The sequence below is a fragment of the Halorubrum tropicale genome (genome assembly GCF_001280455.1).
In the GTDB taxonomy this organism is placed as follows: domain Archaea; phylum Halobacteriota; class Halobacteria; order Halobacteriales; family Haloferacaceae; genus Halorubrum; species Halorubrum tropicale.
Map to the genome: position 1 here is coordinate 339,274 of NZ_LIST01000003.1, position 14,193 is coordinate 353,466.

General features: G+C 71.8%; 15 protein-coding genes. 8 read left to right on the forward strand and 7 right to left on the reverse strand.

Translation table 11 applies throughout. The features are described 5' to 3' along the window. Positions 1-20: 20 nt before the first annotated feature. From AMR74_RS09465 to AMR74_RS09475, 3 genes are all read right to left on the reverse strand, one after another. On the reverse strand, positions 21-764 hold the full coding sequence (locus AMR74_RS09465; protein ID WP_053771823.1) for a creatininase family protein: 744 nt from the start codon (positions 762-764) through the stop codon (positions 21-23). Positions 765-839: 75 nt separating this feature from the next. Continuing rightward, positions 840-2,660, reverse strand: a complete 1,821-nt coding sequence (locus AMR74_RS09470) for a ribosome biogenesis/translation initiation ATPase RLI (RefSeq protein ID WP_053771824.1) — start codon at positions 2,658-2,660, stop codon at positions 840-842. A gap of 1 nt (position 2,661) precedes the next feature. Further along, the gene (locus tag AMR74_RS09475) at positions 2,662-2,970 is read right to left on the reverse strand and encodes an EMC6-like membrane protein (RefSeq protein ID WP_053771825.1); all 309 of its coding nucleotides are present in this window, start codon (positions 2,968-2,970) and stop codon (positions 2,662-2,664) included. A gap of 284 nt (positions 2,971-3,254) precedes the next feature. Between AMR74_RS09475 and AMR74_RS09480 the strand changes: the two genes are divergently transcribed. Next, positions 3,255-3,536: a MarR family transcriptional regulator gene (locus AMR74_RS09480; protein ID WP_008443026.1), complete on the forward strand. Its 282-nt coding sequence runs from the start codon at positions 3,255-3,257 to the stop codon at positions 3,534-3,536. Positions 3,537-3,640: 104 nt separating this feature from the next. Here AMR74_RS09480 and AMR74_RS09485 read toward each other — a convergent pair whose 3' ends face one another. Continuing rightward, on the reverse strand, positions 3,641-3,946 hold the full coding sequence (locus AMR74_RS09485) for a DUF7536 family protein (protein WP_443984485.1): 306 nt from the start codon (positions 3,944-3,946) through the stop codon (positions 3,641-3,643). Positions 3,947-4,088: 142 nt separating this feature from the next. Here AMR74_RS09485 and AMR74_RS09490 point away from each other — a divergent pair, with 142 nt between their 5' ends. Continuing rightward, positions 4,089-5,063 (forward strand): C-terminal binding protein, encoded by a 975-nt coding sequence (locus tag AMR74_RS09490; protein WP_053771826.1) that lies wholly within the window; start codon positions 4,089-4,091, stop codon positions 5,061-5,063. Positions 5,064-5,093: 30 nt separating this feature from the next. Here AMR74_RS09490 and AMR74_RS09495 read toward each other — a convergent pair whose 3' ends face one another. Next, positions 5,094-5,933, reverse strand: coding sequence for a DUF6663 family protein (locus AMR74_RS09495; protein WP_053771827.1), 840 nt, complete (start codon positions 5,931-5,933; stop codon positions 5,094-5,096). Between the two features lie 120 nt (positions 5,934-6,053). Between AMR74_RS09495 and AMR74_RS09500 the strand changes: the two genes are divergently transcribed. Beyond that, on the forward strand, positions 6,054-6,743 hold the full coding sequence (locus AMR74_RS09500; RefSeq protein ID WP_053771828.1) for a methyltransferase domain-containing protein: 690 nt from the start codon (positions 6,054-6,056) through the stop codon (positions 6,741-6,743). Between the two features lie 67 nt (positions 6,744-6,810). Here the strand turns inward: AMR74_RS09500 and AMR74_RS09505 are convergent, their stop codons facing one another. Continuing rightward, positions 6,811-7,257, reverse strand: coding sequence for a type IV pilin (locus AMR74_RS09505; protein ID WP_053771829.1), 447 nt, complete (start codon positions 7,255-7,257; stop codon positions 6,811-6,813). Positions 7,258-7,332: 75 nt separating this feature from the next. Continuing rightward, positions 7,333-8,673, reverse strand: coding sequence for a DUF7094 domain-containing protein (locus AMR74_RS09510; protein ID WP_053771830.1), 1,341 nt, complete (start codon positions 8,671-8,673; stop codon positions 7,333-7,335). Positions 8,674-8,851: 178 nt separating this feature from the next. On the opposite strand from AMR74_RS09510, the gene AMR74_RS09515 reads away from it, so the two are divergent. The 5 genes from AMR74_RS09515 (at position 8,852) to AMR74_RS09535 (ending at position 14,114) form a co-directional block, all read left to right on the forward strand. Further along, entirely contained in the window at positions 8,852-10,150 is a 1,299-nt protein-coding gene (locus AMR74_RS09515) for a helix-turn-helix transcriptional regulator (RefSeq protein WP_053771831.1), read from the forward strand. A 146-nt stretch (positions 10,151-10,296) separates the two neighbouring features. Then, complete coding sequence (locus tag AMR74_RS09520) at positions 10,297-11,085, forward strand: electron transfer flavoprotein subunit beta/FixA family protein (protein ID WP_053771832.1); 789 nt, start codon at positions 10,297-10,299, stop codon at positions 11,083-11,085. Next, a complete protein-coding gene (locus AMR74_RS09525) occupies positions 11,082-12,029 on the forward strand; it encodes an electron transfer flavoprotein subunit alpha/FixB family protein (protein WP_139042985.1) in 948 nt (315 codons plus the stop codon). Before AMR74_RS09520 ends, AMR74_RS09525 begins: the two co-directional genes overlap by 4 nt. An 81-nt stretch (positions 12,030-12,110) precedes the next feature. After that, on the forward strand, positions 12,111-13,034 hold the full coding sequence (locus AMR74_RS09530) for a DUF5995 family protein (protein WP_053771834.1): 924 nt from the start codon (positions 12,111-12,113) through the stop codon (positions 13,032-13,034). 96 nt (positions 13,035-13,130) lie between these two features. Next, positions 13,131-14,114, forward strand: a complete 984-nt coding sequence (locus AMR74_RS09535) for a replication factor C small subunit (protein WP_053771835.1) — start codon at positions 13,131-13,133, stop codon at positions 14,112-14,114. Positions 14,115-14,193 lie beyond the last annotated feature (79 nt).

The window sequence follows — 14,193 nt, forward strand, 5'->3', positions numbered from 1 at the left end:
CGGACCGCGGGGGTGGCCCCCTACCAGCCCCGGTCGAGGTCCTCGACGAGCGCGCCGAGGATCTCCCGGGTCGTCGCGGCGACGATGGGTTCGAGCGCGTCCGGGTCGCTGTTCGTCGGGTCGCCGAGCCCGCCCAGCTCCGTCACCTCGTCGAAGTACTCGTAGCTCCGAGTGCTGGGCAGCTCCGCGGCCTCCTGCGGCTCTTTCTTTGCGGTCCGCACGAGGTCCGGGCGGTACAGCTCGACGAAGCTCGTCTCGTGGTCGCCGGCGTGGCCCCAGCCCTCGCCGTACGCCTCGGTCAGGTCTTCCTCCGCGAAGTCCGTCCAGTGAACGAAGTGGACCGTCAGGTCGGTGTCGCGGCCGAGCCGGTCGGCGGCGACCGACAGGGGCTCGCGGTTCCCGCCGTGGCAGTTCAGAATTAGCAGCCGGTCGGCGCCGTGTTCGGCCACCGACTCGCCGATCTCACGGACCACGTCGACGTACGTCTCCGTCGAGAGCGTGACCGTCCCGGGGAACCGCATGTGGTGTTCCGACTGCCCGTACGGCAGCGTCGGGAGCCGCAGCAGGTCGAGGTCGAACTCGTCGGCGGCGTCGACCAGCTCGGCCGTGAGGTGGTCCGCGCGGAGCGTATCCGTCGACACCGGGAGGTGCGGGCCGTGCTGCTCGATGCTGCCGGCCGGGAGCACCGCGAAGTCGGCGTCGTCGATCGCGGCGCCGGCGTCCTCCCACGTCATGCCGAACAGGTCGGCGTCCGTCTCGGGCATGCCGGAGGCTCCGGGGTCGAACGACGAAAGCGTCGGGGTAGCGGCGAGAGCGAACCGGTCGTCCGAGCGACTGCCTCAGCCCGAGTAGTAGTACTCGCCGTCGCGCTTCTGCTGGCTGTCGAGCTGCGACCCCGGCTTGTTGATCCGGGGACGGCCGGTGCGCTCGTCGCGCCGGAAGGTGATCTCGAGGTCGGCGAGGAACTCGTTCATCCCGTCGCGCATGTCCTGCGGCGGCGCGGCGCGCCCGCGTTCGGCCGGCTCGCCGTCGAACACCATCAGGCGGTCCGCGAGGAGGTCGATCATGTAGATGTCGTGGTCGATCACCATCACGGTCGCGTCGTGGTTCTCGGCGTACCGGCGGATCGCGGTCGTCGCCCGCACGCGCTGCTCGACGTCGAGGTGGGCGGAGGGCTCGTCGAGCAGGTAGAGGTCGGCGTCGTCGGAGAGGCACGCCGCGATGGCGACGCGCTGGCGCTCCCCGCCGGAGAGGTCCGAGAGGTTCTGCTCCATCACGCGCTCCAACTGGAGCGGCTGGGCGATCTCGGTGTTCCAGTAGGAGGAGCCGAACTCGTCGGTGATAGAGGAGAGGAACGCGTCGACCCGCATGTGCCGGTCGATATCGATGTACTGCGGCTTGTAGGAGATGTCGAGCGCGAAGTCGAGTTCGCCCTCGTCGGGCGCCAAGTCGCCCGTGAACAGCTGCGCGAGCGTGGACTTCCCGATCCCGTTCGGGCCGACGACGCCGAGCACCTCGGAGCGGTTGATCGCGCCGCCCTCGACGCGGAGCTCGAACTCGCCGTCGCCGTACGACTTCCGCAGGTCCGGGTACTCGATCAGCGTCTCGCTCCGGGAGGCGACCCGCGGCGCGTGCTCCTCGAAGGTGATCGCGGAGGGCCGGATCCGCATGTTCTCGTTGTCGAGGTACCCCTTCAGGTACTCGTTGATCCCCTTCCGGACCGACTTCGGGTCGGTGATGACCCCGTACGCGCCCGGCTCACCGTACGCGACGTGGAGCGTGTCGGCGAGCAGGTCGAGGATCGCGAGGTCGTGCTCGACGACGAGCATCGAGCGGTCGGCGGCGGCGTCGTCCGCGAGCTCGCGGATGAGCCGGGCGACGATCATCCGCTGGCCGATGTCGAGGTACGGCGTGATCTCGTCGAGGAAGTAGAAGTCCGCGTCGCGGGCGAGGCAGGCCGCGATGGCGACGCGCTGGAGCTCGCCGCCGGAGATTGAGTCGATGTCCTGGTCCATCACCGGGCGGATGTTGAGGCGGTCGACGAGGTCGTCGAGCGCGCCCCGCTCGTCGGTCCGCTCCAACAGCTCGCGGGTGTTCCCGTCGAACTGGTTGGGGATCTGGTCGACGTACTGCGGCTTGCGCGCGACCGTCACGTCGCCCGCCTTCAGCGATTCGAGGTAGTTCTGGAGGCCGGTGCCGCGGAAGCGGTCGAGGACGCGCTCCCAGTCGCCGTCGGCGGCGTGGTCGCCGAGGTTCGGGACCATCTCGCCGGCGAGCGCGTGGACCGCGGTCGACTTCCCGATCCCGTTCGGCCCGAGGATGCCGGTGACGCTGCCGGGCTCCGGCGTCGGGAGGCCGTACAGCGAGAAGGCGTTGTCCCCGTAGCGGTGGACCGGGTCGTCGTCGAGCTCGGAGGGGAGGTTGATGATCTCGATGGCGTCGAACGGGCACGACTGGACGCAGATACCGCAGGTCTCGCCCAGACAGATCTCCTCGGAGATGTGGATCTGGTCCGGGTCGCCCTCCTCGGCGTCCGGGCCGCGCTCCGTGATACACTCCTTGCCCGTCCGGTTTGGCGGGCAGTCCTTCATACACTCGTAGTTGCAGCGGTCGGGCTGGCACCGATCGAGATCCACGACCGCGATACTGTCGTCGGCCATCTCAGACCCCCAGGTCGACGGCCGAGGTCAGCAAGACGGTGTAGCTGATGAACCAGAGGGTGAACGTGAGAAACGCCACGTAGAGGTTGTCTTTGATCCCGAGGTCGCCGACGCCGACCGCCTTGAATATCGGGTACTGGGCGATGACGAACGCGCCGAGCACGAATACCGCGGTGGTGCTCGCGGCGGACGCCGGGTCGGTGCCGACGTAGACGGCCGAGACGACGCCGGCCGCGATCCCGGCGAGACTGCAGATGGTCGTGACGACCACGCCGCGCGCGTGGTCGGACAGGCCCGAATCGTCGCTCATGGCTTCGGATCCGCGAGCGCCCGTGAAAAGCCGTTCGTTCCCGCCGTCGCTCGCGACCGGGACGGGCCGCCCTCGGGACGCGACGCTCGGGCACCGCCGCGCGTCGCCGCGGCCGAGGCGCGCGCGCGAGCCGAATCGCTGACTGACTGGTCAGTCCAGCGGGAAATTAGCGGCTTATTTTGCTGGTTTGTGACGCGAGATGCGGCCGATTTCGCCGGTAAACGGCGCTGAGACGGGGTTGCTCCATCAACATTTATGAACGTGTGCGGTTTCGAATCGTAACGATGGAAGGAACTCAAACGGAGGGGCTCGACGACCTCCCACCGAGCGCCAAACTCGTCTTCAAGGTGCTCGAGTACAACGGACCGCTGACCCAGAAGGGGATCGTCCAAGAGTCGATGCTGTCGGCCCGCACCGTCCGGTACGCGCTCGAACGGCTCGAAGGGATCGGCGTCGTCGACGAGGACGTCTACTTCGCGGACGCCAGACAGAACCTCTACAAGCTCACGGAGCCGGCCCAGGAGTTCACCGCCGACGAGGGCGAGGCCTCCTGTACCGCCGACTGACCCGCGGCGGTCGACTCCCCGTCCCGTCCGTATTCTCACCCTCTCTCGGCGACGCCGAGCGACGCGTCCCGCGCGCCACGGACCGCCCCGCACGGCGTCCCCCGCTACTCCGGCGGCTCCGCCCCGCCCTCGCGCGCGCCGCGGACCGCCGCCGCGACCGTGAGGACGACCGCCACCGCCAGCGCCGACGTCGCCGCCAGCACGAACGCGAGCAGGAGGAACCAGACGTCGGGCCCGAACAGCGGGTACTCGCGCGTGTCGATCACCGGCCCGAGCAGTTCGAGCGTCCGGACGAGGTACAGCGAGAGCGCGAGCAGCGCGCCGGCGGCCGCCCCGATCCGGACGTTGCGATAGAACGACAGCGACTCCAACAGGACCAGCATCGGGGGCTTCGAACTGTCCTCGCTCACGGGGGGACGTACGGCCGGCCGCCGCAAAGAGCCATCGGAACGCGGCGCCCGGTGCGGCGATCTGTCACGATCGAATCGGACGGAAGAGAGCCTGACAGCGTTAGTGACAGCCGTCAAGTGGGTCGGTGATGAAGGACCGCGCATGCCCAGAGTCGTGCTGTCGGCGTTCCCGATGATAGACCCGGAGACGTACCGCGAGGTACTCGCCGACGCGGTCGACGAGCCGGTCAATGTCGAGGTCGCGGAACTGGGGTCGACCGAGCGGCTGATCGACGCGGCGGCCGACGCCGACGCGGTCGTTACCGACATCAACACCCCCGTCACCGAGGCGGCGCTCGACGCCACGGACCCGCGGGTCGTCGTCCGCTCGGCCGTCGGCGTCGACAACGTCGACGTGGCGGCGGCCGCGGAGCGCGGGGTGACCGTCACCCGGGTGCCGGACTACTGTACCGACGAGGTGGCGACCCACTCCGTCTCGCTGCTCCTCGCCTGTCTGCGCTCGCTCAAGCCGTACGACGACGCGGTCGCGGAGGGCGGGTGGAGCTGGGAGGCGGGCGTCCCGACCCGGCGGGTGAGCGCGTCGACGATCGGCCTGCTCTCGTTCGGTCCGATCGCCCGCCGGGCGGCCGAACAGCTCTCCGGGTTCGGCGCCGACCTGATCGCGCACGACCCGTTCGTCGACGCCGAGGAGATGGCCGACCACGGCGTCGAGAAGGTCGAGTTCGAGGCGCTGTTCGACTGCGCCGACCACGTCGGCGTCTACGCCCCCCTGACCGACGCGACGCGGGGGATCGTCGACGCGGACGCGCTGGGGCGCCTGAGCGAGGACTCGGTGGTCGTCAACGTGAGCCGCGGCCCGGTCGTCGACGCCGACGCCCTCCTCGACGCGCTGGAGCGGGACGGAATAAAGGCCGCCGGCCTCGACGTGCTCGCCGAGGAGCCGCCGGAGGACGACCCGCTCGTCGGCCGTGACGACACGGTGGTCACGCCGCACGCGGCGTGGTACAGCGAGGAGGCGAAAGACGACCTGAACCGGAGCGGCGCCGCCGACGTGGCGGCGGTCCTCAACGGCGAGACGCCGGACGGTCGGGTCGACCCCGAGGCGGACTGGCTGTAGCGCCGCGGGAGTCCGGGGAGACGCGCCGGCCTACAGGCGGTCGAGGGCGTCGAAGTCGTCGTCATCGTCGAGCGGGTCGTCGTCCGACCCGTTCGACTCCCCCGGGGCGTCGTCCGCGGCGTCGGAGACGAGCGAGTCGCCGTCGTCGCCGCCCGGGTAGCTCGCGTCGAGCCCCGCCGCCAGCCCGGCCCCGAGGTCGTAGGTGTCCCGGACCGTCTGCGCGAGGACGCCGTCGCGGTCGAAGACGACGTAGACGGCGACGAACTCGTGGGCCGCGGGGCGCAACACGAACACCTCCCGCGGACCGTCGTCGTCGCGCGACTCGTTCACGCGCGCGACGAGCGGTTCGATCGGGAGCCGGCCCGTGCGGACCTCGTCGAAGGTGTCGCTGCCGGGCGCGTCCGCGAAGAGGTATAACGCGCCGTTGGGGTCGCCGTCGTTCGACCGGGTGGTGATCGAGCCGACGGGTTCCCCCTCGGCGCGGATCTGCCGCCAGGTCTCGACGGCCGCCTCGAACATTCCCTCGACGTCGTCGGCGAAGCGGAAGCGGGTCTCGCGGACGACCCCGACGTCGCGGAAGCGCGCGGAGCCGTCGGTCCACGCCAGCGTCGCGTCGACGACGAAGCCGGGCCGGAGCGCGTCGACGGCCTCGCCGAGGTCGCCCTCATATCCCTCCGCGGTGGCGTAGAGGGGGTCGTAACGGTCTTCGGCGTCGGGGGCTGTCGGGTCGACCGGCTCGTCGGCGAACTCGACGAGGACGAACTCCTCGGCGTCGGCCGCGCCGGGGTCGCCCCCGTCCGACTCGTCGGCGATGTCCGGCCGCCGGCGCCGGTCGTGGACGCGGAACCGGCCGCTCGTCGTCGGGTCCATACCGAGCGGTGGGGCGGCGGGCGGAAAAGCCGGTCGGAAGCGGCGCGGCCCGCTCGTCCGCGGCCGATCCCGCCCGCGGATCCGTGTCGTTATGGGGCCGCCGGCCCAAGGAACCGGTAAATGGGGATCCTCGAGGACAAGTCGAACGCCCGGCTCTTCTACAAGTACCTCTCGAAGGTGTACGACCGGATTAACAGCTTCAACTGGAACGAGGAGATGCGCGCGGAGGCGCTCTCGTGGCTGGAGTTCGGCGACGACCCGACGGTGCTCGACGTGGGGTGCGGGACCGGCTTCGGCACGGAGGGACTGCTCGAACACGCCGACGACGTCCACGGGCTCGACCAGAGCATCCACCAGATGGAGAAGGCGTTCGAGAAGTTCGGGAAGCGCGACCGAGTGAACTTCTACCGCGGCGACGCCGAGCGGCTCCCGTTCCGCGACGACGCGTTCGACGTGGTCTGGTCGTCCGGCTCCATCGAGTACTGGCCGAACCCCGTCGAGGGGCTGCGCGAGCTCCGGCGCGTCGCGAAGCCCGGCGGGCAGGTGCTCGTCGTCGGCCCCGACTACCCGCACAACCCGATCCTCCAGCGGGTGGCCGACGCGATCATGCTGTTCTACGACGCCGACGAGGCCGACCGGATGTTCGAGGCGGCCGGCTACGAGGAGTTCGAACACCACATCCAGCAGGCGACGCCGCAGAGCCCCCGCGCCATCACGACCGTCGCCCGCGTCCCCGACGACGGCGAATCGGGCGACGAGTCGGCCGCGGCCGCTCCCGACGCGGATCCCTCGGCGCCCGGCGCCGAGTAGCGGTCGGATCCCTCGGCGCTCGACGCCGAACCGGGACGCCGGTGCGAAGGCGTCCGAGGCGCGCGTTCTACCCCGGCTCGACGACCGTCTCCAGCGTCGCGACCGGGCGGCCGGCGGCCGTGATCTCGACGGTGACCCGTCGGCCCGGTTCGAGCGTCGGGTCGTTGGTGTCAGCGACGCGAAACGCCGCCGTCTCGCCGACGCGCAGCGTGTCGTCGCCCGCGGAGTTGAACGGGCCGGTCGGACCGGGGTGGAAGCCGGCGGCCGAAAAGAACGGGAGCGGCGGCTGCTCGTCGAGCGGTTCGCCGTCGACGCTGACGCGGACCCGGACGGCCGCGACGTCGATCGGGTCGCCGCCGCGGTGGTCGATCGCGACCCGATCGTCGGTCGCCGACAGCGACAGCACCGCCGACGGCGGCACCGTCGCGCTCGGCCCGCCGAGCGCGGCGGCCGCGACGCCGCCGGCCAGCACGACCGTGATCGCGATGAGCAGCACGCCCGCGACGGGCGCCATCCCTCGGGCGCGGCGAGCAACTGGTGACACGGGGGCGGTGGGGCGGTTTCGGGTAAAAGCGTCGGCCCCGGGCGGTCACTCGTCGCCGACCGGCCGCGGCGTCGGGAGGGGTTCGATGCCGTCGAGGACGACGACGCGGGGCTCGTCGACGACCGTGATGCGGTACGGCTCGGCGGGCGAGAGCGTCCGGACGACGCCGTTCTCGTCGGTCGCGCCGATCGCCCGGCTGTCGCCGCCGCCGACGGACTTGGTGACGGTGACGCCGGAGACCGGTTCGCCGGTCTCGTCGTCGAGGACGGTCACGGTCACCGGCCCGCCGGGGTAGGTCCGTTCGACGGTGACGTTGAACCCGTCGCCGGCGGCCGCGACCGGCTCGGTGTCGGGGAACGCGGCCAGGTCGACGCGCTGGTGCTCGACGAACACCCGCTCGGTGCCGCCGCTGACGAACGTCCGGAGGACGCCGAACTCGTGCGGGATGGTGATCCGCTGGACCGCGCCCGCGCCGAACGCGTCGGGCTCGCGCAGCGCGGCCGTCTCGGGGTAGGCCGCCTCGGTGATCGCTATCGCCGCGTCATTCGAGATGTCGCCGCCGCCGCGGTCCCAGCGGTCGGTCCGGAAGACCTCGCGGACGTACTCGCCGTCGACGACGGTCGCGAGCACGACGGCGTCTTCGCTCGACGCGACGTAGATGTCGTTCGGCGAGGACTGGCCGCGAGCGGTCGCGAGCGCGTGGTCCCGGACCGGCCCCTCGTACACCTGGAGCGCCACCTGAAGCTCGTCGAGCCGACCGGGCGAGCTGAACCCGTCCGTCGACTCGGCGAGCGCGTCGATGGCCTCGAGCCGCTCGTCGTACTCGCGGGCGGTCGCCGCCACCCGGACGAGCTCGTCGACCAGCTCGCGGTCGCTCATCTCGCCGGCGGCGTGCGCGCTGAAGGCGTCCGCCTGGCGGCTGGACAGCGCCACCTCCGCGCGCTCGACGCGGTTGATCTCGACGAGGATCTGCTGTTGGCGCTCGACACCGGCCTCGGCGCCCTCGATCCGGTCGACGACGGCCGCGGTCTCGACGGCCGCGTCGGCGTCGGCGGTGGCGAAGCCGAGCGCCGAGCCGAGGTCGGGGCCGCGGGCGTACGTGCCGACCCGCGTCTCCGCCCCGGGCGGCGTCGAGAGCGTGCGGAGCGTCAGGTTCGTCGTTTCGATCTGCGTCGCCGGCTGGCCGGCGGCGACTGTCGGGTCCGCGGGCGACGTCGAACTACCGGGCGACGCCGGACCGGCGGGGAGGTCCGGAGCGGCCGGCGAGGCCGAATCGGCGGACTCCGCCGGGTCGACGGACGGGGAGACGGCGCCCGGCGCGGTGACGCCGGCGACCGGGGCCACGACCAACAAGACCGCGACCGCGGCGATCGGGAGGGCTCTCATCGGCCGACGGTTCGGCCCGGGACACAAAAAGTCCACCCACTGCGGCCGGCCGCCCGGGCCGACGGACCCGCGTCGCCGTCAAGCGGCACGCGGGCGCGAGCGGCGACTCGGCCGAGCTTCCTGTCAAAAAACAGCGTATGGAAAGCGTTTTGCCCGGCGCGCGAGTGGCCCGTGACGTATGCGGAACCCCGCTCTTCGCGCGCTCTTGGTCGCCGTCGTCGCGCTCGCGCTGGTCGCGAGCGCCGGCGTCGCGGCCGACGGCGCGGTCACGGCCCCCTCCCCCCTCGACGCTGCCGAGAACCCGACCCGCGCGTCGGCCGCCGCCGACGGTTCAGGCGTCGCCGGTGCCGTCGGCGACCGCTCGACCGCCGTCCGCCAGCAGACCGACGACGGCATCACGTCGCCGTCGACGACGCGGATCCGGATCGGTCTGAACCCCGACCGCAGCGCCGACTGGACCGTCGCGGTCCGGTACTCGCTGGCGGACGCGAACGAGACGGCGGCGTTCAGGACCGCCGGCGACCGCTTCGAGGACGGCGAGGTCGGCCCCGACGCCGCCCTGTTCGAGGGGTTCCGCCGCGAGGCGAACCGCAACGTCGACCGCTCGATGGCGATCGAGGACGTCGGGCGCGAGGTCGAGGTGTACGAGGACCCGAGCGAGTACGAGGTCGCGACGGAGGACGCGGTCGCGGTCGGCGAACTGCGGCTCACGTTCACCTGGACGGCGTTCCTCGAACGGGACGGCGAGAGCCTCGTCCTCGGCGACGCGCTGACGACGCCGGACAACGAGACGTGGCTCCGCAGCCTGGAGGCGGGCCAGACGCTGGAGGTGGCGACGCCCGAGGGGTACACCGTCACCGGAACGCCGAGCAGCGCCGTGACCCAGCTCTCGGACGGCGACGTGATCATCGAGGGGCCACAGACGTTCGAGGAGGGCGAGCCCGTGGCGATCGTGTACGGCCCCGCCGGAGCGGGCGCCCCGTGGACGATGCTGATGGCCGCGATCGTGCTCGCCGCGGCCCTCGTCGCCGGGAGCGTCGTCGGGTACCGCCGGATCAACCCCGGGAGAGACGGGCCGGGCGAGTCGGCGGCGAACGGCGGCGAGGACGTGGCGACCGGCGGCGGGCCGGGTCCGGGCGGCGTCGGGAGCGCCGGTCGGGAACCGGAGGCGGACGACGACGGCGCCGACGCGGGCGACGAGGGGGACGACGGCGACGACGGCGACGACGGGGAGGACCTCTCGCTGCTCTCGGACGAGGAGCGCGTCGAGCGCCTCCTCGACGCCAACGGCGGCCGGATGCGGCAGGCCGACATCGTCGCCGAGACCGGGTGGTCGGACGCGAAGGTGTCGCAGCTGCTCTCGGCGATGGCCGACGAGGGCCGCGTCGAGAAGCTCCGCCTCGGCCGCGAGAACCTCATCTCGCTGCCCGACGACGAGGACGGCGGAGGGGCCGACGGCGACCGCGCCGACGAGTAGCCCGCCGATCGCGGCAGTGGTGGCGGGCAGCGGGGCGGTCGCCGCGGCGTCGGCCGTCGCCCAGAGTCGGACGAACCGAGGAAAACCGCTGGTCCGCCGTCGCTCGTTCCGAAAACCATTACAGGACGAGCGACTGAGTAACGATCATGAAGGTTCTGGTGACCGTCAAGGAGGTCGCGGAGGCCGACGACGACTTCGCGATCGAGGGGACCGATATCGCCGAGTCCGACCTCGAGTACGACCTGAACGAGTGGGACGACTACGCCGTCGAGGCCGCCGTCCAGCTCGCCGAGGCCGGGATCGCGGACGAGGTCGTGACCGTCACCGTCGGCCCGGAGCGCGCCGAGGAGACGATCCGGATGGCGCTCGCGAAGGGCGCCGACCGCGCGGTCCGCGTCTGGGACGACGCGCTCGCCGGCGGGTTCGCCGACGTGGCCTCGAAGGTCGACCTGTTCGAGGCGGTCGTCGAGGAGGAGGAGCCGGACCTGATCCTCGGCGGCGTCCAGGCCGCTGACACCGGCTTCGGCGCGACCGGCGTCGCGCTCGCGGAGCGGATCGGCTTCGAGCACGCCGCGGTCGTCAACCACCTCGACGTCGACGCCGACGCGGGCGTGGCGCACGTCCACCGGGAGCTCGAGGGCGGCGTCGAGGAGCTGACCGACGTGGACCTCCCGGCGGTGCTGACGGTCCAGACCGGGCTCAACGAGCCGCGGTACGCGAGCCTCCGCGGGATCCGACAGGCCCAGCGCAAGGAGATCGCCCCGAAGGACCTGTCCGACCTCGGACTGAGCGCCGAGGACGTGGAGAGCGCGCTGACGGTCACCGAGATGTACGAGCCGGAGAGCGAGTCCGACGCGGAGATCATCGAGGGCGACGCCGGCGAGTCCGCGGGTCGCCTTGCCGAGGTCCTGCGGGACAAGGGGGTGGGCGCGTGATGAGCGTGCTCGTCGCCGCCGAACACCGCCGCGGCGCGCTCCGGGACGTGACCTACGAGGCGATCACGGCCGGGCGGGAGCTCGCCGACGCGCGCGACGCCGACCTCCACGTGGCCGTCATCGGCGGCGACGTCGACGGCTTCGCGGAGGACCTCAACCGCGAGGGCGTCGACGCGATCCACGCCGTCGACGACGGCGAGGAGTTCGACCACAACGCCTACCAGGCGGCCGTCTCGACGCTCGCGGACCGGCTCGACGCCGGCGCGGTGGTGCTGCCGAACTCCGTCAACGGCCTCGACTACGCGCCGGCGCTCGCGGAGGGCCTCGGCGTCCCCGTCGTGACCGACGCCGTCGGGATCGACTACGACGACGGGCTCACCGTCACCCGCGAGATGTACGGCTCGAAGGTGGAGACGACCGTCGACGTGGCCGGCGACCGCTTCGTCATCACGGTCCGCGGCGGCGAGTGGCCGCCGGCGGAGGGGGTCGGCGACGCGACCGTCGAGGCGGCCGACGTCGACATCCCCGAGTCGGGCGCCCGCGTTACGGGCTTCGAGGAGGTCGGCGGCGGCGACGTCGACATCGCGGACGCCGACGTGCTCGTCTCGGTCGGCCGCGGCATCGAGGAGGAAGAGAACCTCGAACTCGTCGAGGAGCTCGCCGACGCGCTCGGCGCGACCCTCTCGGCCTCGCGGCCGATCGTCGACAACGGCTGGCTGCCGAAGAACCGCCAGGTCGGCCAGTCGGGGAAGGTCGTCACGCCGGACGTGTACATCGCGGTCGGCATCTCCGGCGCGGTTCAACACGTCGCCGGCATGAAGGGCTCGGACACGATCGTCGCCATCAACACCGACCCGAACGCGCCGATCTTCGACATCGCCGACTACGGGATCGTCGGCGACCTCTTCGACGTGGTGCCCGAGCTGGTCGACGAGTTCGCGTAGTCGGCGCCGACCCCCTCGCAGCAACGTTCTTTGGCTCCGACCGAGTACCGGGCGGTCAGACGGCTCGGCCGTCCGTCAGTCATGACTCCGATCCGCGCCGCCGTCCCGACGACCGAGGAGGCGAGAGCGCTGCTCGTCGGGCTCCGCCGAGCGGTCGACGGCGAGCGGGACGCGATCGCCGCGGACCTAGCGGACGACGAGCCGGACGCGGCGCTGCTCGACCTCGTCGCGGCGCCGTTCGCGTCCGTCGCCGACGTCGACGAGCGGCTGGCGAAGACCGAGTCGTACCTCCGGGAGCGGGGCGACCGCCGCGCGGTGTTCCTCACGGTGTACAGCCGGATGACGGCGACCGTGCGGACCGCCATCGACGACGGCGCCTTCGTCGATCCGGAGTGGACCGCGGCGTACCTCGTCGCCTTCGCGGAGCGCTACCGCCGGGCGCTGGTCGCGTTCGAGCGGCGGGCGTTCGGCTCGCTCCCGCGGCCGTGGCTGCTCGCCTTCGCCGCCGCGGCCCGCGGGGAGACGCTCGTCGCGCAGGACGCCCTGCTCGGCATCAACGCGCACATCGCCTACGACCTCACGTACGCCCTCGGCGACGTGGGGATCGACCCCGACCGCGGCGCCAAGCTCGAGGACCACGACCGCATCAACGCGGTGTTTGCCCGGCTCGTTCAGACCGCCCAGGACGCCCTCGTCGATGCGTACGGGGCGCTCGGAATTGCCGGGATCGACGCGGCGTTCGACCCCCTCGACGACCGGCTGGCGCTGCTCGGACTGACGGCGACCCGCGAGTTCGCGTGGCGGAACGCCGTGTTACGCGCGGACCTCCCGGCGCGGCTCGCCGAGCGGTACATCGACTGGCGGACGGAGACCGTCGCGACGGGCGCCGCGGCGGTCGTGCTCGCGCCCGAGTTCGACGCCGAGGCGGGCAGGCGACTGCGGGTCGCGGAGACCGAGGGCGACGCCGCGGGCGCGTTCCGCGAGGCGTTCGGACGGCTGACGTAGGGGACGAGGACGGGCATCGGACGAGGGGCCGGGGACGCGCGTCGGCGCGGCCGGCTCTCGGTTCGTTTATGACCCCGCCGGCCCTCGGATCCGGTAATGAGCGAGGCCGACGAGCAGGCGGCTGCGACCGCGACTGGGCGGGAGATCTGGATCGAGAAGTACCGGCCGCAGTCGCTCGACGACATCCACGGCCAAGAGGAGATCGTCGAGCGCCTCCAGAGCTACATCGCGCAGGACGACGTCCCCCACCTGCTCTTTTCGGGGCCTGCGGGCGTCGGGAAGACCACCGCCGCCACCGCCATCGCCCGCGAGATATACGGCGAGGACAACTGGCGCGGCAACTTCCTGGAGCTGAACGCCTCCGACCAGCGCGGGATCGACGTCGTCCGCGACCGGATCAAGGGGTTCGCGCGCTCGTCGTTCGGCGGCGACTTCCGGATCGTGTTCCTCGACGAGGCGGACAGCCTCACCGACGACGCCCAGTCGGCGCTGCGCCGGACGATGGAGCAGTTCTCCGACAACACCCGCTTCATCCTCTCGTGTAACTACTCGTCGAAGATCATCGACCCGATCCAGTCGCGCTGCGCCGTCTTCCGGTTCTCGCCGCTCTCCGACGAGGCGGTCGGCGGGATGGTCCGCGAGATCGCGGCCGCCGAGGATATCGAGGTGACCGACGCGGGCGTCGACGCCCTCGTGTACGCGGCCGACGGCGACATGCGCCGCGCGATCAACTCGCTCCAGGCGGCGGCGACGACCGGCGACGTGGTCGACGAGGAGGCGGTGTACGCGATCACGGCGACCGCCCGGCCGGAGGAGATCGAGTCGATGGTGACCGACGCGCTGGAGGGCGACTTCGCGCGGGCGCGGTCGACGCTCGACACGCTGCTCACGGAGACGGGAATGGCCGGCGGCGACGTGATCGACCAGCTCCACCGCTCCGTCTGGGAGTTCGACCTGAGCGAGCGCGAGGCGGTGCGGCTGATGGAGCGCGTCGGCGAGGCCGACTACCGGATCGCGGAGGGCGCCAACGAGCAGGTCCAACTGGAGTCGCTGCTCGCGGCGCTCTCGTTGGACGAGTAGGCTGTTTTCGGACCTCTGCTCGTCGTTCTGTATCCTGCTAGCCACAGATCGACGGAGAACACCGCCAAAGCCCCGGCCG

Coding starts and splice junctions, on each gene's coding strand:
- AMR74_RS09465 (WP_053771823.1), bottom strand. CDS start 764: ATGCCCGAGACGGACGCCGACCTGTTCGGCATGACGTGGGAGGACGCC.
- AMR74_RS09470 (WP_053771824.1), bottom strand. CDS start 2,660: ATGGCCGACGACAGTATCGCGGTCGTGGATCTCGATCGGTGCCAGCCC.
- AMR74_RS09475 (WP_053771825.1), bottom strand. CDS start 2,970: ATGAGCGACGATTCGGGCCTGTCCGACCACGCGCGCGGCGTGGTCGTC.
- AMR74_RS09480 (WP_008443026.1), top strand. CDS start 3,255: ATGGAAGGAACTCAAACGGAGGGGCTCGACGACCTCCCACCGAGCGCC.
- AMR74_RS09490 (WP_053771826.1), top strand. CDS start 4,089: ATGCCCAGAGTCGTGCTGTCGGCGTTCCCGATGATAGACCCGGAGACG.
- AMR74_RS09495 (WP_053771827.1), bottom strand. CDS start 5,933: ATGGACCCGACGACGAGCGGCCGGTTCCGCGTCCACGACCGGCGCCGG.
- AMR74_RS09500 (WP_053771828.1), top strand. CDS start 6,054: ATGGGGATCCTCGAGGACAAGTCGAACGCCCGGCTCTTCTACAAGTAC.
- AMR74_RS09505 (WP_053771829.1), bottom strand. CDS start 7,257: ATGGCGCCCGTCGCGGGCGTGCTGCTCATCGCGATCACGGTCGTGCTG.
- AMR74_RS09510 (WP_053771830.1), bottom strand. CDS start 8,673: ATGAGAGCCCTCCCGATCGCCGCGGTCGCGGTCTTGTTGGTCGTGGCC.
- AMR74_RS09515 (WP_053771831.1), top strand. CDS start 8,852: ATGCGGAACCCCGCTCTTCGCGCGCTCTTGGTCGCCGTCGTCGCGCTC.
- AMR74_RS09520 (WP_053771832.1), top strand. CDS start 10,297: ATGAAGGTTCTGGTGACCGTCAAGGAGGTCGCGGAGGCCGACGACGAC.
- AMR74_RS09530 (WP_053771834.1), top strand. CDS start 12,111: ATGACTCCGATCCGCGCCGCCGTCCCGACGACCGAGGAGGCGAGAGCG.
- AMR74_RS09535 (WP_053771835.1), top strand. CDS start 13,131: ATGAGCGAGGCCGACGAGCAGGCGGCTGCGACCGCGACTGGGCGGGAG.